The organism is Micromonospora sp. NPDC048930 (assembly GCF_043197935.1).
Lineage (GTDB): Bacteria > Actinomycetota > Actinomycetes > Mycobacteriales > Micromonosporaceae > Micromonospora.
Genome location: NZ_JBICUB010000006.1, coordinates 345,747 through 359,852 on the forward strand (window position 1 = coordinate 345,747; position 14,106 = coordinate 359,852).

Consider the following 14,106-nt stretch of genomic DNA (forward strand, 5'->3'; position numbering starts at 1 on the left):
CACGTGACGACGATCCGGCCCCCTGTCACCGAGGTGACAGGGGGCCGGACGTCTGCGTGGCTCCGTACGCTGACCGATGGTCAGTTGAAGCAGTCCGGGACGGTGCCGGCGCAGTTGGTGGGGTCGTTGTTGGTGACGGTGGATTCGTCGTCGAGCTTGACGGTGCCTTCGTTGTTGAGGATGCCGCCGGCGACGCGGTGGTTCTTGGACGAGTCGGTGGCGGTGTTCTTGGTGACCCGGGTGTTTTCCAGGGTGACCGTGCCCTTGTTGTTGAAGATGCCGCCGCCGTTGAGGGCGGTGTTGCCCTTGATCTCGGTGTCCCGCAGGGTCAGGGTGGCGTTGTCGTCCTCGCCGTCCTTCTTGTCCTTGTAGCCTTCGTCGATCTTGACGTTGGTGTCGCCGTTGAAGATGCCGCCGCCGAAGCGTCCGGCGGTGTTGTCGACGATGTCGCTGTCGGAGATGGTGGCGGTGGCCTCCGTCTTCTCCTTCTTGTCCTGGTCCTTCTTGTCGCTGCCGTTGGAGGACCAGTCCTTCTTCTTGTCCTCGCCGCCGGTGTTGACGATGCCGCCGCCGTCCTTCTCGGCGTGGTTCTTGGCGACGGTGACCTTGTGGAGCTTGAGGTCGGTGTTGAGGGCGTAGATGCCGCCGCCGCTTTCGCAGGCGGTGTTGCCCTTGATCACGGTGAGGGTGATCGTGACGGTGCCGTCGTTGCTGAACAGGCCGCCGCCGTTCTTGCCGGCCCGGTTGTCCTCGATGACGCTCTTGGACTCTTCCTTGCCGTGGTCGGAGCCGACGATCTCGACGGTGCCGCCCTCGTCGCGGTCCTTGCGGTCCTTGCGGTCCTTGTCGTGGCCGTCCTTGTCCCAGCTGCTGTTGCCGTAGCTGTTCTTGTCGTGGCCGTCCTTCTTGTTGTCGTGGTCCTTGTCCTCGCCGTTGGCGATGCCGCCGCCGCTGCGGCCGGCGGTGTTGTTGCTGATCTGGGTGTCCTTGACCTTGAGGGTGCCCTCGTTGAAGATGCCGCCGCCGTCCTTGCCGGCGTGGTTGTCCTCGATCTTGCTGTCCTCGACCTCGACCCGGCCGAAGTTGGCGATGGCGCCGCCGTTGTTCTCGGCGTTGTTGCGGGTCAGCTTCACGTCCTTGAGGTGGGCGCTGCCGCCGCGCTCGACCAGCAGCGCGCCGCCGTCGCCCTCGCCGTCGTCCTTCTTGTCCTTGTCCTTGTCCTTGTCGCCGGACCACGAACCCGAACCCGAGCCCGAGCCCTGCGCGCCCGGTGCGGTCTGCGCGGCCGGTCCGGTCTGCGCGGCCGGTCCGGTCTGCGTGGCCGGCGCGGCCAGGGCCACCGGCGCGGCCTGCACCGCGGCCGGCGCGCCGGCCGGCGCGGTCTGCGGGCCCTGGGCGCCCGGGGCAGCCATGCCGCCGGGTGCACCGGGGCCCTGCCAGCCCGAGCCATGCCAGCTGGGGCCCTGCGAGCCGGAGCTCGGCGAGCTGGAGCTCGGCGCCGACCCGTACTTGAACTCGGCGGCGTTGCCGTCCTTGACGGTGAGGTCCTTCAGGGTCAGTTCGCCGCCGTCGGCGACCCGGAAGATCCGGAAGGCGTCCTCGGAGTCCCGCTTGATCGTCGAGTCGTTGCCCTTGATCGTGATGTCCCGCTTGATCGTCGGCAGACCCGTGCCGGACTTCTTGTCGGCGAAGCTCAGCTCGTAGGTGCAGTGCTCGGCCAGCTTCAACGTGCCGCCATTGTCCCGGTTCGCCAGATCGATCGCCTCGATCAGCTCCTCCTCGTCACAGGGCACCTCCCGCACCCGCCCGTGGTCGTCAAAGTCATCACGACGATCCTCGTCGCGACCCTTGTCGTCCCGGTCGTCGTCCTTCTTGGCGCCGTCCTTGGTGAGGTGCTGGGCGGTCGACCACTTGACGTCGCCGAGCCGGTGTGGGCCGGTGGCCCCGGTGGTCGCGTACGCCACACCGGCGAGGCTGACCGCTCCCGTCAGGCCCACGACGCCGGTGGCGAGCCAGATCCGGCGGCGCCGGATCGGGGAGATCGTCTCACGGGTGGCGTCATCGTTATTGCGAAGGTAGTTGGACATCGGAGCTCTCTGCCCTCTCCTTGTACCCGACAAGGTCGCTTCGCCACGGCGAGGCGGCCTTCGCTACAAATCGGTTGTAGCTGCTGAAGACCACCGTATGAGAACCTTCTTCATCTCGTGCCCATATACGAGAAAAACCCGCATAAGGGGCGGGTGAGGTCGTCGGCCGCACGGAGGACCGCAGCACAGCAGCGGTGTCACGGTTGGCGAAGGGTGCCGCAGAGGGCGGAAGCCGCCGGTCGCTTCCGAAGGACCTGTAGTGGTAAGGGACCACGACGAATCACCCGGTGGTGACGTGGGGGCAGGGGGGTCCCTTTCCGCCATGGCGTGGCGGGAAGGGACCCCCTCGGTTATGTGGTGGTTCAGTTGAAGCAGTCCGGGACGGTGCCGGCGCAGTTGGTGGGGTCGTTGTTGGTGACGGTGGATTCGTCGTCGAGCTTGACGGTGCCTTCGTTGTTGAGGATGCCGCCGGCGACGCGGTGGTTCTTGGACGAGTCGGTGGCGGTGTTCTTGGTGACCCGGGTGTTTTCCAGGGTGACCGTGCCCTTGTTGTTGAAGATGCCGCCGCCGTTGAGGGCGGTGTTGCCCTTGATCTCGGTGTCCCGCAGGGTCAGGGTGGCGTTGTCGTCCTCGCCGTCCTTCTTGTCCTTGTAGCCTTCGTCGATCTTGACGTTGGTGTCGCCGTTGAAGATGCCGCCGCCGAAGCGTCCGGCGGTGTTGTCGACGATGTCGCTGTCGGAGATGGTGGCGGTGGCCTCCGTCTTCTCCTTCTTGTCCTGGTCCTTCTTGTCGCTGCCGTTGGAGGACCAGTCCTTCTTCTTGTCCTCGCCGCCGGTGTTGACGATGCCGCCGCCGTCCTTCTCGGCGTGGTTCTTGGCGACGGTGACCTTGTGGAGCTTGAGGTCGGTGTTGAGGGCGTAGATGCCGCCGCCGCTTTCGCAGGCGGTGTTGCCCTTGATCACGGTGAGGGTGATCGTGACGGTGCCGTCGTTGCTGAACAGGCCGCCGCCGTTCTTGCCGGCCCGGTTGTCCTCGATGACGCTCTTGGACTCTTCCTTGCCGTGGTCGGAGCCGACGATCTCGACGGTGCCGCCCTCGTCGCGGTCCTTGCGGTCCTTGCGGTCCTTGTCGTGGCCGTCCTTGTCCCAGCTGCTGTTGCCGTAGCTGTTCTTGTCGTGGCCGTCCTTCTTGTTGTCGTGGTCCTTGTCCTCGCCGTTGGCGATGCCGCCGCCGCTGCGGCCGGCGGTGTTGTTGCTGATCTGGGTGTCCTTGACCTTGAGGGTGCCCTCGTTGAAGATGCCGCCGCCGTCCTTGCCGGCGTGGTTGTCCTCGATCTTGCTGTCCTCGACCTCGACCCGGCCGAAGTTGGCGATGGCGCCGCCGTTGTTCTCGGCGTTGTTGCGGGTCAGCTTCACGTCCTTGAGGTGGGCGCTGCCGCCGCGCTCGACCAGCAGCGCGCCGCCGTCGCCCTCGCCGTCGTCCTTCTTGTCCTTGTCCTTGTCCTTGTCGCCGGACCACGAACCCGAACCCGAGCCCGAGCCCTGCGCGCCCGGTGCGGTCTGCGCGGCCGGTCCGGTCTGCGCGGCCGGTCCGGTCTGCGTGGCCGGCGCGGCCAGGGCCACCGGCGCGGCCTGCACCGCGGCCGGCGCGCCGGCCGGCGCGGTCTGCGGGCCCTGGGCGCCCGGGGCAGCCATGCCGCCGGGTGCACCGGGGCCCTGCCAGCCCGAGCCATGCCAGCTGGGGCCCTGCGAGCCGGAGCTCGGCGAGCTGGAGCTCGGCGCCGACCCGTACTTGAACTCGGCGGCGTTGCCGTCCTTGACGGTGAGGTCCTTCAGGGTCAGTTCGCCGCCGTCGGCGACCCGGAAGATCCGGAAGGCGTCCTCGGAGTCCCGCTTGATCGTCGAGTCGTTGCCCTTGATCGTGATGTCCCGCTTGATCGTCGGCAGACCCGTGCCGGACTTCTTGTCGGCGAAGCTCAGCTCGTAGGTGCAGTGCTCGGCCAGCTTCAACGTGCCGCCATTGTCCCGGTTCGCCAGATCGATCGCCTCGATCAGCTCCTCCTCGTCACAGGGCACCTCCCGCACCCGCCCGTGGTCGTCAAAGTCATCACGACGATCCTCGTCGCGACCCTTGTCGTCCCGGTCGTCGTCCTTCTTGGCGTCATCGCGTTTGCCGTCGCTGGCGTTCTGTGGCACGGCGGCGTGGTTCTCCGCGACGCGCTTCGGGTCGTCGGACTTGTTGTCACGAGCGGCGAGGCCGCCGAGCGCCGCCAGGCCGACGACGCCGGTCAGCCCGGCCACGCCGGTGGCGACCCAGAGCGCCCGCCGCCTGCTCGTCGGCGGGGTCATGGCGGCCCCACCGTCAGAAGTGGTTACGTCGTTGGACATCAGAGGGTTCCGCCCTTTCGGCTTCTACCAAAGGGGTCGCACCAGCCTGTGCAGGGCGACCAGCTACAAACCGGTTGTAGCCTCTGATCGACACCGTATGAGAAGGATCCTCGCGACGCGGACGTATACGAAAAAATCGCGCATTCCGGTCCAGTCGCGATCGGGTGGTGCCGGCCGGGCCGCGACCGCCCGGAAGGGCCGCGGGCAGCGCAAACGGCGGGAGTAGCCCAAACGGCGACGGGCCCGCCCCCGACGTCGCACGACGACAAACGTCGCAGACGCCGGCGGGCGGGCCCGTCGGGGGTCGTACCTCCCGGTCAGCCCGGCAGGCGGGGGCCGGCCTCCCGCTGCTCGGCCAGCCAGGTCTCCACCTCGTCCGAACGGCGCGGCAGCCCGGCCGAGAGGTTCACCGGACCGTCGGCGGTGACCAGGATGTCGTCCTCGATCCGCACGCCGATGCCGCGCAGCTCCTCGGGGACCAGCTCGTCCTCGGGCTGGAAGTACAGCCCCGGCTCGACGGTGAGCACGTAGCCCTCGCCGAGCGGCCCGTCCCGGTACATCTCCTTGCGCGCGTTGGCGCAGTCGTGCACGTCGATGCCGAGCATGTGGCTGGTGCCGTGCAGCGTCCAGCGGCGGTAGACGGTCGAGGCCGGGTCCATCGCCTCGTCCACGCTGACCGGCAGCAGCCCGAGGTCCTTCAGCGCCTCGGCGAGCACCCGCATCGAGGTGAGGTGCACGTCGCGGAACGCCACCCCCGGCTTGATCACGTCGATGCCCGCCTGCTGGGCGGCGTAGACGGCGTCGTACACCTGGCGCTGGAGCGGGGTGAACCGGCCGTCGACCGGCAGCACCCGGGTGACGTCGGCGGTGTAGAGGTTGCGGTTCTCCACGCCCATGTCCATCAGCAGCAGCTCGCCCGGGCGGGTGGTGCCGTGGTTGTGCACCCAGTGCAGGATCGTGGCGTGCTCGCCGGCGCCGACGATCGAGCCGTACCCGACGTCGTTGCCGTCGTGCCGGGCGCGCAGCGCGAAGATGCCCTCCAGCAGCCGCTCGGAGACCGCCCGGTCGGCCGGCAGCGCCCGGGCGACGTCCTCGAACCCGCGGACGGTGGCGTCGCAGGCCTCCTGGAGTTGGGCGATCTCCCACTCGTCCTTGACCAGCTTCAGCTCGGAGATCGCGATGGCCAGCTCCCGGTCGCGGCCGGGCTGCCCGTCGGCCCGGGCCCCGTCGTACGGCCGCACCGCCGCGTCCACCCGGGCGTCGAAGCCGCGCAGTACCCGGGTACGCCCCGGCGCCAGGTCGGCCAGCGTCGCGTCCAGCTCGGTCAGGTCGGCGGTGGGCAGCCCCAGCTCGGTCGACTTCTCGTGCAGCGTGGGCCGCCGGCCCACCCAGAGCTCGCCGTGCCGGCTGCGGAAGAACTCGTCGGTCTTGCGGGACGACCGGGGCCGCATGTACAGCGTGGCGTCCCCGCTCGGGCGCAGGACCAGCACGCTGTCCGGTTCCAGGTCGCCGGTCAGGTACGCGAAGTCACTGCCCGGCCGGAACCGGTGGTCGGTGTCGTTGGCCCGTACCTTCTCGTTGCCGGTGGGGATGACCAGCGTCTCCCCGGGGAAGGCCGCGGCGAGCGCGGCCCGCCGCTTGGCGTAGTTGGGCACCTCCGGGCGGGGGCCGACCGGCAGCTCGGTGTCCCGCCAGCCCTGCCGCATGAACGCCAGGAACGCCTCCGGGAAGTCCGGGTCGTGCGACTCGGTACCGTCCGCCGGCTTGCCCTGCTGCGTCCGCTCCTCGGCCATGTTCCGTCCTCCTCGAGCCTCGTCGCTGGTCCAGACGGTATCGCGCGCACGGGAGCGGGAGGAGCCTGCGGTGCCGCGACGTCCGTATCGGCCGCGTGGAAAGATGACGGCCATGTGCGGACTCCTGGCCTTCTTCAGCGCGCGCGGCGACGCCGCCGCCCACCGCGACCACATCGCCGGAGCACTGGAGTGCCTGCACCACCGCGGCCCGGACGAGACCGGGGTCGAGGTGGTCGGTGACGCCTCCGGCCGGTACGCGGACGGGGTGTTCGCCCACAAGCGTCTGGCGATCATCGACGTGGCGCTCAGCCACGAGCCGCTGCCCTACGCGAACGGCCGCTACCTGCTCACCTTCAACGGTGAGATCTACAACTACATCGAGCTGCGGGACGAGCTGATCCGGGACTTCGGCGCCCAGTTCGCCACCAACGGCGACGGCGAGGTGATCGTCGCCGGCTACCACTACTGGGGCGAGCAGGTGCTCACGAAGCTGCGCGGCATGTTCGCCTTCGTGATCTGGGACCGGCAGGAGCGGCGGGCCTTCGGCGCCCGGGACTACTTCGGCATCAAGCCGCTGCACTACCTGGAGACGCAGGACGGCCTCTACCTCGCCTCGGAGAAGAAGGCGCTGCTGCCGTTCGCCCACTCGGCGTACCAGGGCGACGCCGGGATCGACACGGCCAACCTGAGCCACTACCTGACCCTCCAGTACGTGCCGGAGCCGGGCACCCTGCACAAGGGGATCAGCCGGATCGGGTCGGGGGAGTACCTGACCTGGAGCCCGGGCGGCCGGATCGAGGTGCGCCGCTGGTACCGGCCGGTGTTCCACCCGGCCCCGGTGGCCGACGAGCAGAAGCTCTACCACGAGATCCGGGAGACGCTGCGGGAGAGCGTCCGGATGCACATGCGCTCGGACGTGCCGGTCGGCTCGTTCCTCTCCAGCGGCATCGACTCCACCGCGGTGGTCGCCCTGGCCCGGGAGTTCAACCCGAACATCCTGACCTTCACCGTCGGGTATGACGTGCCCGGCTACTCGGAGATCGACGTCGCCCAGGAATCGGCCCGGCACCTCGACGTGACCACCATCCCGACCAAGATCGGGCCGCAGGACATGATGGAGGCGCTGCCGAAGATCGTCTGGCACCTGGACGACCCGGTGGCCGACCCGGCGCTGGTCCCGCTCTACTTCGTGGCGAAGAAGGCCGCCGAGCACGTCACCGTGGTGCTCTCCGGCGAGGGCGCGGACGAGTTCTTCGGCGGGTACACGATCTACCGGGAGCCGCTCTCGCTCAGCGGCGTGAACGGCCTGCCGGGCGGGGTGCAGAAGGGCCTGCGGGCGGTCTCCAAGGCCATCCCGCAGGGCGTGAAGGGCAAGAGCTTCCTGGAGCGCGGCACCACCCCGATCGAGCAGCGCTACTACGGCAACGCCCGGATGTTCACCGAGGAGGAGAAGCAGCACCTGCTGCGCAGGTACGACCCCTCGGTCCGCTACACCGACGTCACCGCGCCGATCTACGCCGAGTGCACCGAGCTGGACGACGTCACCAAGATGCAGTACGTCGACCTCTACACCTGGCTGCGCGGCGACATCCTGGTCAAGGCCGACCGGATCTCGATGGCGCACTCGCTGGAGGTGCGGGTGCCGTTCCTGGACCGGGAGGTGTTCAACGTCGCCGCCGGCATCCCCGTCGACCTGAAGTTGCCGCCCCGCTCCGAGGCCACCAAGTACGCCATGCGCCAGGCGTTGCAGGGTGTCGTCCCGCCGGCCATCGTCAACCGCAAGAAGCTCGGCTTCCCCACCCCGACCCGGGTCTGGCTGCGCGGCGAGATGTACGAGTGGGCCCGGCACGTGCTGGCCACCTCGGGCGCGGGCGACCTGATCGACCTGTCGTACGCGATGCGCCTGCTGGACGAGCACAAGCGGGAGGAGGCGGACCACTCCCGCAAGGTGTGGACCGTGCTGATCTTCTGCATCTGGCACGCCATCTTCGTGGCCAAGACCCTCGACCCGGGCATCCAGCGCAACCAGTCCGCGCTGCTCACCAAGCCGGTGGTCGGCAGCATGGTCCGCTGACCCGCGAGGAAGGGCCCCCTGTTAACGCCTGGCGTTGTACAGGGGGCCCTTCTTAACGCGTGCCGGGGGCCGTCACCTGCCCGTGCAGGTGACGGTGGGCAGGGTGTTGGTGCCGGAGCTGTTGGCCAGGAAGCCGAAGGTCGTGGTGCCTTCCGGGGCGAGGGTGCCGTTCCAGGACTCGTTGGTGACGGTCACCGCCGACCCGCTGGTGCTCGCCTTGCCGCTCCAGACCTGGGTGAGCGTCTGACCGCTGGGCCACGTCCAGTTCGCCGTCCAGCCGGCCCACGTCCGGGTGCTGTGGTTCATGATCTGGACCTCGCCCTGGAAGCCGCCGCTCCAGGCGTTGACCACCTTGTAGACCGCCATGCAGTCGCCGCTGCCCGGCGGCGGCATGGTCGGGGTCGGGCTGGGCGAGGTCGGCGTCGGCGTCGGGCTGGTCGGGCTCGGCGTCGGCGTGGTGGGCGTGGGCGTGGGGTTGGTGGGCGGCGGGGTGCCGCCCGGACCGATCCCGGTCACCTCGCCGTTGCCGCCGTCGAAGGTCACGTCCGAGCAGCCGAAGAAGTTCTCCTGGCTGTCCGAGCGGACCCAGCGGGAGTAGATGATGTGCCGGCCGCTCTTGTTCGCCGGCAGGGTGCCGGTGAAGTAGTAGTGCCCGTCGTTGGTGCCCGGGGAGCCGACCGACGGCGGGTTGGTGACCGTCAGGAACGGCCGGTCCTCCAGGTCGCTCCAGGCCAGCGGCCGGGTCGGGCTCCAACTGTCCTTGGTGACGTAGAAGTAGAAGGTGCCCGGGTGGTGGGCCCAGTTGCTGTACCGGAACTCCATCGTCCGGCCGGCGGTCAGGTGGGTGAGCGGCCAGTCGGTGCGCGCCTGGTCGTACCCGCTGAAGTTCGGGTTGCCGCCACTGCACAGCTTACCGTCGGGGATGAAGCCGACGGTCCGGCCGCCGGCGTCGGAGCGCAGCACGCTGAACCAGTTGTAGAGCGAGTTGGTCCCGCTCTCGGCGACCGCCGCCGCGCAGGCGGGGTTGTTCGGCTTGATCTCCCCGGTCGCGGTGAGCCCGTCCTTCCAGCACAGGTAGGTCCGGGCGCCCGGGGTCATCGCCGCGCCGTGGGCGGCGGCCGGGTCGGAGTTGGTGGCCAGGGCGAAGGCGCCCAGGGCCAGGGTGGCGGCCGCGGTGAGCAGCGCGGCCGTACGGGATCGGTGCACGGGATCTCCTGACTCGCGGGACGCCCCGCAGCGGGCCGCCCCGCTGCGACGAGCGGATGCGACGATCGCGGTGCCGTGCCCGGCGGTCGGGGGACCGGGGCCGTCGAGGCATGCACCGCCTGCGGTCCGTCTCACGGACCGGTGTGCCCCTCGCGTCGGCTCGACCCGGTGGCCGGGGGCGCGGCAGCCCCCGCGCCACTCCGGCACGCGCAATCCCACCACGCCCGCCGCGTCCCACGCAATAGCTCTCCGTCGATGACGGTGTCTCGTCGCGCGTCGCCCCCGGCATGCGCCAGGATCGGGGGGTACGACGACACGGAAGGAGCCAGGATGGGGTACGCGGTGGTGCTCGGCGAGGCGCTGGTCGACCTGCTCGATGCCGAGTGCGACGGGCAGCCCGTCTACCGGCAGGCGATCGGCGGCGGACCGCTGAACGTGGCGGTGGCGGTGGCCCGCCTCGGCGGCGACGTCCAGTTCGTCGGGTCGTTCGGCGACGACGCCCTCGCGGAGCGGATCCGCGACTTCCTGAGCGCCGCCGGCGTCGGGCTGGCCGGGGCGGTGACCGTACCGGCGCCGACGGCGTTGGCGGTGGCCACCTTCTCCGGCGCCGAACCGGACTTCCGCTTCTACGGCGAGCCCCGCTCGTACGCCCTGCTCGGCCCGGACGAGCTGGACGTGGCCGTGGTCGAGGGCGCGGACGTGCTCTACTGCGGATCGATCGTGCTGCTGGACCCGCCGGTGCTGGCCGCCGCCCGGCGGGCCTGGTCGATCGCGGGGGCGCTGCGGGTGTTCGACCCGAACGTGCGGCCCAGCCTGCTCGGCGGGCCGGGCGCGCCGGACAGGCTGCGCGAGGTGGTCGCCGAGTTCGCCGCGAGCGCGCACCTGGTGAAGCTGAGCAGTGCGGACGCCCGGGTGCTCTACCCGCGCGAACCGGTCGAGGGGGTCGCCGCGTACCTGCGGGAGCTGGGTGCGGCGACGGTGGTGGTCACCCTCGGCGCGGACGGCGCCCTGGTCGCCGCCGCGGACGACATCGTCCGCATCCCCGCACCGAAGGTCGACGCGGTGGACGCCACCGGCGCGGGCGACTCGGTGATGGGGGCGCTCATCGTCGAGCTGCTCGCCGCCGGTGAGCCGGAGGACCCGATCGGCTGGCGGGAGCGGGTCGCGTTCGCGCTGCGGGTGGCGGGCCTGGTCTGCGAGTCCCCCGGCGGCGCCACCGCGATGCCCACCCGTGCCGCCGTCGCCGCCCGCTTCCCCGCCTGACCCCGGACGTTTCCGCCCACCCGCGGCCGTACGCCGGGAGCGCGAGGGCCCTCGTTCACGGAAAGAGTGGCCATTCCGCAGGTGATGGCCACTCTTTCCGTGAATCAGCGCGGTTCGCGGGTGGGGAGGGGGAGGGGCGGGGTGGGTCAGCGGGGGCGGGCGAGGGTGAGGACGGCGGTCAGGGACAGGGCGGCGGCGCCGGCCAGCACGGTGGCCATCGGGACGGCGCTGCCCTCACCGCCGAGACCGACCAGGGGTGCGGCGAGCGCGCCGACCACCGACTGGATGCCGCCCATCAGCGCGGCGGCGGTGCCGGCGTGCCGGGAGTGCGGGTCCAGCCCCAGGGCGGTGCTGTTCGGCGTGACCATGCCGAGCGAGCCGACGAAGAGGAAGAGCGCCACCGCGACCAGGGCGAGGCTGCCGGCGGTCGCCCCGGCCAGCACCCCGATCGCGGCAACGGCGTTGACCAGCAGCGCGGTGACCAGCAGCCGGCGCGGGCCGGACCGGTCCAGCAGCCGCGCGTTGGCCTGACCCATCGCCACCAGGGCGAGCGCGTTGAGCCCGAAGATCAGGCTGAACGTCGTCCCGGACACCCCGAAGACGTCCTGGAACACGAACGACGACCCGGAGATGTACGCGAAGAGCCCGGCGAACGCGAAGCCCTGGGTCAGCGCGTACCCGAGGTAGACCCGGTCGGCGGCGAGCGACCGCATGGTGCGCGCGGTGGCGGCCAGGCCGCCGGTGCTGCGCCGCGCTTCCGGCAGGGTCTCCGGCAGGCGCAGGGCGACCGCGACGGCGAGCAGCGCCCCGATCACGGCCAGGGTGAGGAAGACCGCCCGCCAGGAGCCGAACCGGAGCACCAGGCTGCCCACGCTCGGCGCGGCGACCGGCGCCACCCCGAAGACCAGGGTCAGCCGGGAGAAGTACTTAGCCGCGGCCCGGCCCGAGTAGAGGTCGCGGACCACCGCCCGGGCCACCACCACCCCCATCCCGCCGGCCAGGCCCTGGGCGAAGCGGGCCGCGGCCAGCGCCGGGGCGTTCGGCGCCGCCGCGCAGACCAGCGCCAGCACGGCGTACGCGGTGACCCCGACCAGCACCGGGCGGCGCCGCCCCCACCGGTCGCTGAGCGGGCCGGTGACGAGCTGGCCGAGGGCGAGGCCGATCAGGCAGGTGGTCAGCGAGAGCTGGATCTGGGCCTGGTCGGCGCCGAGTTCGCGGGTCATCGCGGGGAACGCCGGCAGGTACATGTCCAGCGAGAGCGGGCCGAAGGCGGTGAGTGTGCCGAGCAGCACGAGCAGGGTGACTCCGCCGCCGTCCGGGGCCGGCGCGGCGACGGGCGGGCGCACGGTCGTCGGCGCGGTACTGCTCACGTCAAGGTCCCCCCGGAGTCGATGATCTCCGGCTAACCTTAGCTCTGTACACAGAACTATTGCGCTGTGAAGTAGGTGACCCGGTGTCGAGCGAGGAGGCCACCGCGCGGCTCGGTGCCCTGGTGGGGGAGCTGCACCGGCTGCTGCGGCGCAGCGCCGCCGGCCGGGCCCACCGGGACGTCCTGCCCGAGGCCCAGGTGGAGCTGATGCTGCTCGTCCGGGCCGAGCCCGGGATCAGCGGCAAGGAGGCGGCCCGCCGGCTCGGCACCGCGCCGAACACGGTGAGCACCCTGGTCCGCGACCTCGTCGACGCGGGGCTGCTGGACCGGGAGCGCGACCCGGCCGACCGCCGGGTGGTCCGGCTGCACCTCACCGACGCCGCCCGCGCCCGGATGGCCGACCACGCGGCCCACCGCGCCGCCCTGCTCACCGAGGCCCTGGCCGCCCTCGACCCCGCCGCCCGCGCCGAGATCCTCACGGCCGTACCCGCCCTCGACGCCCTCCTCGCCCACCTCCGCGCCCCCCGCTGACGGCCTCCCGCCCCCGCCCTCCTGAGGCGATCTTGCAGGTTGGGTTGCCGTTTTGCCCGTGTGCGGAGCATTTGCCGGCACCACAAATGCAAGATCGCCAGGGGCGGGGCGGCGAGGGGTTAGGCGGTGCCGTCGAGTTCGGCGTAGCCGCGGCGGGCGGCGATCAGGCCGGGGCGGGCGCCGAACGGGGACTCGGCGGCCACCCGCTCGGGCGGGGCGTTGCCGGTGTGGCCGGCCCGGATCAGCCACGCCTGCTCCACCAGCTGGGCGTGCTGGGCCCGGACGAACTCCGCGTCGATCGGGGCGCCGTGCCCCGGCACCACCACGGTGTCGGGTGTGGTGAGCCGGAGCAGGTCGGCCACCGCGTCCGGCCACTGCAACGGGTACGACTCCTCGAACGCCGGCGGGCCGCTCTGCTCCACCAGGTCCCCGGCGACCAGCACGTCCGCGTCCGGCACGTGCACCACCAGGTCGGCGTCGGTGTGCCCGTGCCCGGGATGGCGCAGCACCACCCGCCGGCCGCCGATGTCCAGCACGGTCTCCGTGAGCACGGCACGGGTCGGCGCGAGCAGCTCGGTGCGGGCCAGCTCCGCGGCGAGCGCCGGCTGCTCGTCGCGCATCTCCTCGTACGCCGCCCGACGCAGCTCGTCGGGATGGTCTCGCAGCACGGCGGCGGCCCGCTCGTGCGCGTACACCGGGCGGGGCGGGTCGGCGGCCAGGGTGGCGTTGCCGAAGCAGTGGTCGAAGTGGTGGTGGGTGTTGACCACGGACCACGGGTGCGGGGTGACCGCGCGGGCGGCCTCGGCCAGCTCGCGGGCCTGCCCGGCGGTGGAGAGGGTGTCCACCAGCAGCGCCTCGCCGTCGCCCACCACCAGCGTCACGTTGACGTGCAGCAGCGGGTCGCGCAGCACGTGCACGCGGTCGGCGACCTCGACGAACCCGGCGCTCATGACGCCCGCGACGCGCGCTCGACGAAGCGCTGCCGGTCCACCAGCAGCCGCTCGACCCGTCCCTCGGCCACCGTCTCGTCATCCTGGGTCACGGTCACCTCGAACAGCAGCCGCCGGCCGTCGACCTTGGCCAGCCGGGCCTGGGCGACCACCGTACGGCCCACCGGGGTGGCGGCCCGGTGCTCCAGCTCGACCCGGACCCCGACGGTCGTCGACCCGCCGGGCATCCGGGTGGCGGTGGCCGCCACGGTCGCGGCCTCGGCCAGGGCGAGCACCCGGGGCGTGCCGAGCACCGGCACGTCGCCGGAGCCCACCGCCTGCGCGGTGTCGGCGTCGGTGACGGTCAGCTCGACCCGGGCCGACAGACCCGGCGCGAAGGGCGGCTCCGGCTGCTCCTGCATGCCCCGAGCCTAGACGAGCCGGGGGCGGGCCGTCCGGCCTGCGGG

The 14,106-nt window shown here is 71.4% G+C and carries 10 protein-coding genes; 3 read left to right on the top strand and 7 right to left on the bottom strand.

From position 1 onward, the window contains the following. Nucleotides 1-80: 80 nt before the first annotated feature. The 3 genes from ACGFI9_RS18520 to ACGFI9_RS18530 all read right to left on the bottom strand — a co-directional run bounded on the left by ACGFI9_RS18520 (nt 81) and on the right by ACGFI9_RS18530 (nt 6,267). A complete protein-coding gene (locus ACGFI9_RS18520) occupies nt 81-2,087 on the bottom strand; it encodes a hypothetical protein (protein WP_393179200.1) in 2,007 nt (668 codons plus the stop codon). A gap of 362 nt (nt 2,088-2,449) precedes the next feature. Beyond that, nucleotides 2,450-4,435 (bottom strand): hypothetical protein, encoded by a 1,986-nt coding sequence (locus ACGFI9_RS18525; protein ID WP_393179201.1) that lies wholly within the window; start codon nt 4,433-4,435, stop codon nt 2,450-2,452. Between the two features lie 356 nt (nt 4,436-4,791). Continuing rightward, nucleotides 4,792-6,267: an aminopeptidase P family protein gene (locus tag ACGFI9_RS18530; protein ID WP_393179202.1), complete on the bottom strand. Its 1,476-nt coding sequence runs from the start codon at nt 6,265-6,267 to the stop codon at nt 4,792-4,794. Nucleotides 6,268-6,379: 112 nt separating this feature from the next. Between ACGFI9_RS18530 and asnB the strand changes: the two genes are divergently transcribed. After that, a complete protein-coding gene (gene asnB / locus ACGFI9_RS18535; RefSeq protein WP_393179203.1) occupies nt 6,380-8,341 on the top strand; it encodes an asparagine synthase (glutamine-hydrolyzing) in 1,962 nt (653 codons plus the stop codon). 72 nt (nt 8,342-8,413) lie between these two features. On the opposite strand, the gene ACGFI9_RS18540 is transcribed toward asnB, so the two are convergent. Next, nucleotides 8,414-9,547: a lytic polysaccharide monooxygenase gene (locus ACGFI9_RS18540; protein WP_393179204.1), complete on the bottom strand. Its 1,134-nt coding sequence runs from the start codon at nt 9,545-9,547 to the stop codon at nt 8,414-8,416. Nucleotides 9,548-9,877: 330 nt separating this feature from the next. On the opposite strand from ACGFI9_RS18540, the gene ACGFI9_RS18545 reads away from it, so the two are divergent. Beyond that, a complete protein-coding gene (locus ACGFI9_RS18545) occupies nt 9,878-10,810 on the top strand; it encodes a carbohydrate kinase (RefSeq protein WP_393179205.1) in 933 nt (310 codons plus the stop codon). Nucleotides 10,811-10,956: 146 nt separating this feature from the next. Here ACGFI9_RS18545 and ACGFI9_RS18550 read toward each other — a convergent pair whose 3' ends face one another. Beyond that, nucleotides 10,957-12,180 (bottom strand): multidrug effflux MFS transporter, encoded by a 1,224-nt coding sequence (locus ACGFI9_RS18550; RefSeq protein WP_393179206.1) that lies wholly within the window; start codon nt 12,178-12,180, stop codon nt 10,957-10,959. A gap of 83 nt (nt 12,181-12,263) precedes the next feature. Between ACGFI9_RS18550 and ACGFI9_RS18555 the strand changes: the two genes are divergently transcribed. Continuing rightward, nucleotides 12,264-12,710: a MarR family winged helix-turn-helix transcriptional regulator gene (locus ACGFI9_RS18555; RefSeq protein WP_393179207.1), complete on the top strand. Its 447-nt coding sequence runs from the start codon at nt 12,264-12,266 to the stop codon at nt 12,708-12,710. A 119-nt stretch (nt 12,711-12,829) separates the two neighbouring features. On the opposite strand, the gene ACGFI9_RS18560 is transcribed toward ACGFI9_RS18555, so the two are convergent. Then, nucleotides 12,830-13,660, bottom strand: coding sequence for an MBL fold metallo-hydrolase (locus ACGFI9_RS18560; RefSeq protein ID WP_393179208.1), 831 nt, complete (start codon nt 13,658-13,660; stop codon nt 12,830-12,832). After that, a complete protein-coding gene (locus tag ACGFI9_RS18565; RefSeq protein WP_393179209.1) occupies nt 13,657-14,061 on the bottom strand; it encodes a thioesterase family protein in 405 nt (134 codons plus the stop codon). The genes ACGFI9_RS18560 and ACGFI9_RS18565 overlap by 4 nt, the downstream gene beginning before the upstream one ends. Nucleotides 14,062-14,106 lie beyond the last annotated feature (45 nt).

Bases quoted from the DNA above. Each gene is read 5' to 3' on its own strand.
- ACGFI9_RS18525 (WP_393179201.1), bottom strand. From the start codon at position 4,435: ATGACCCCGCCGACGAGCAGGCGGCGGGCGCTCTGGGTCGCCACCGGC.
- asnB (WP_393179203.1), top strand. From the start codon at position 6,380: ATGTGCGGACTCCTGGCCTTCTTCAGCGCGCGCGGCGACGCCGCCGCC.
- ACGFI9_RS18520 (WP_393179200.1), bottom strand. From the start codon at position 2,087: ATGTCCAACTACCTTCGCAATAACGATGACGCCACCCGTGAGACGATC.
- ACGFI9_RS18560 (WP_393179208.1), bottom strand. From the start codon at position 13,660: ATGAGCGCCGGGTTCGTCGAGGTCGCCGACCGCGTGCACGTGCTGCGC.
- ACGFI9_RS18530 (WP_393179202.1), bottom strand. From the start codon at position 6,267: ATGGCCGAGGAGCGGACGCAGCAGGGCAAGCCGGCGGACGGTACCGAG.
- ACGFI9_RS18565 (WP_393179209.1), bottom strand. From the start codon at position 14,061: ATGCAGGAGCAGCCGGAGCCGCCCTTCGCGCCGGGTCTGTCGGCCCGG.
- ACGFI9_RS18545 (WP_393179205.1), top strand. From the start codon at position 9,878: ATGGGGTACGCGGTGGTGCTCGGCGAGGCGCTGGTCGACCTGCTCGAT.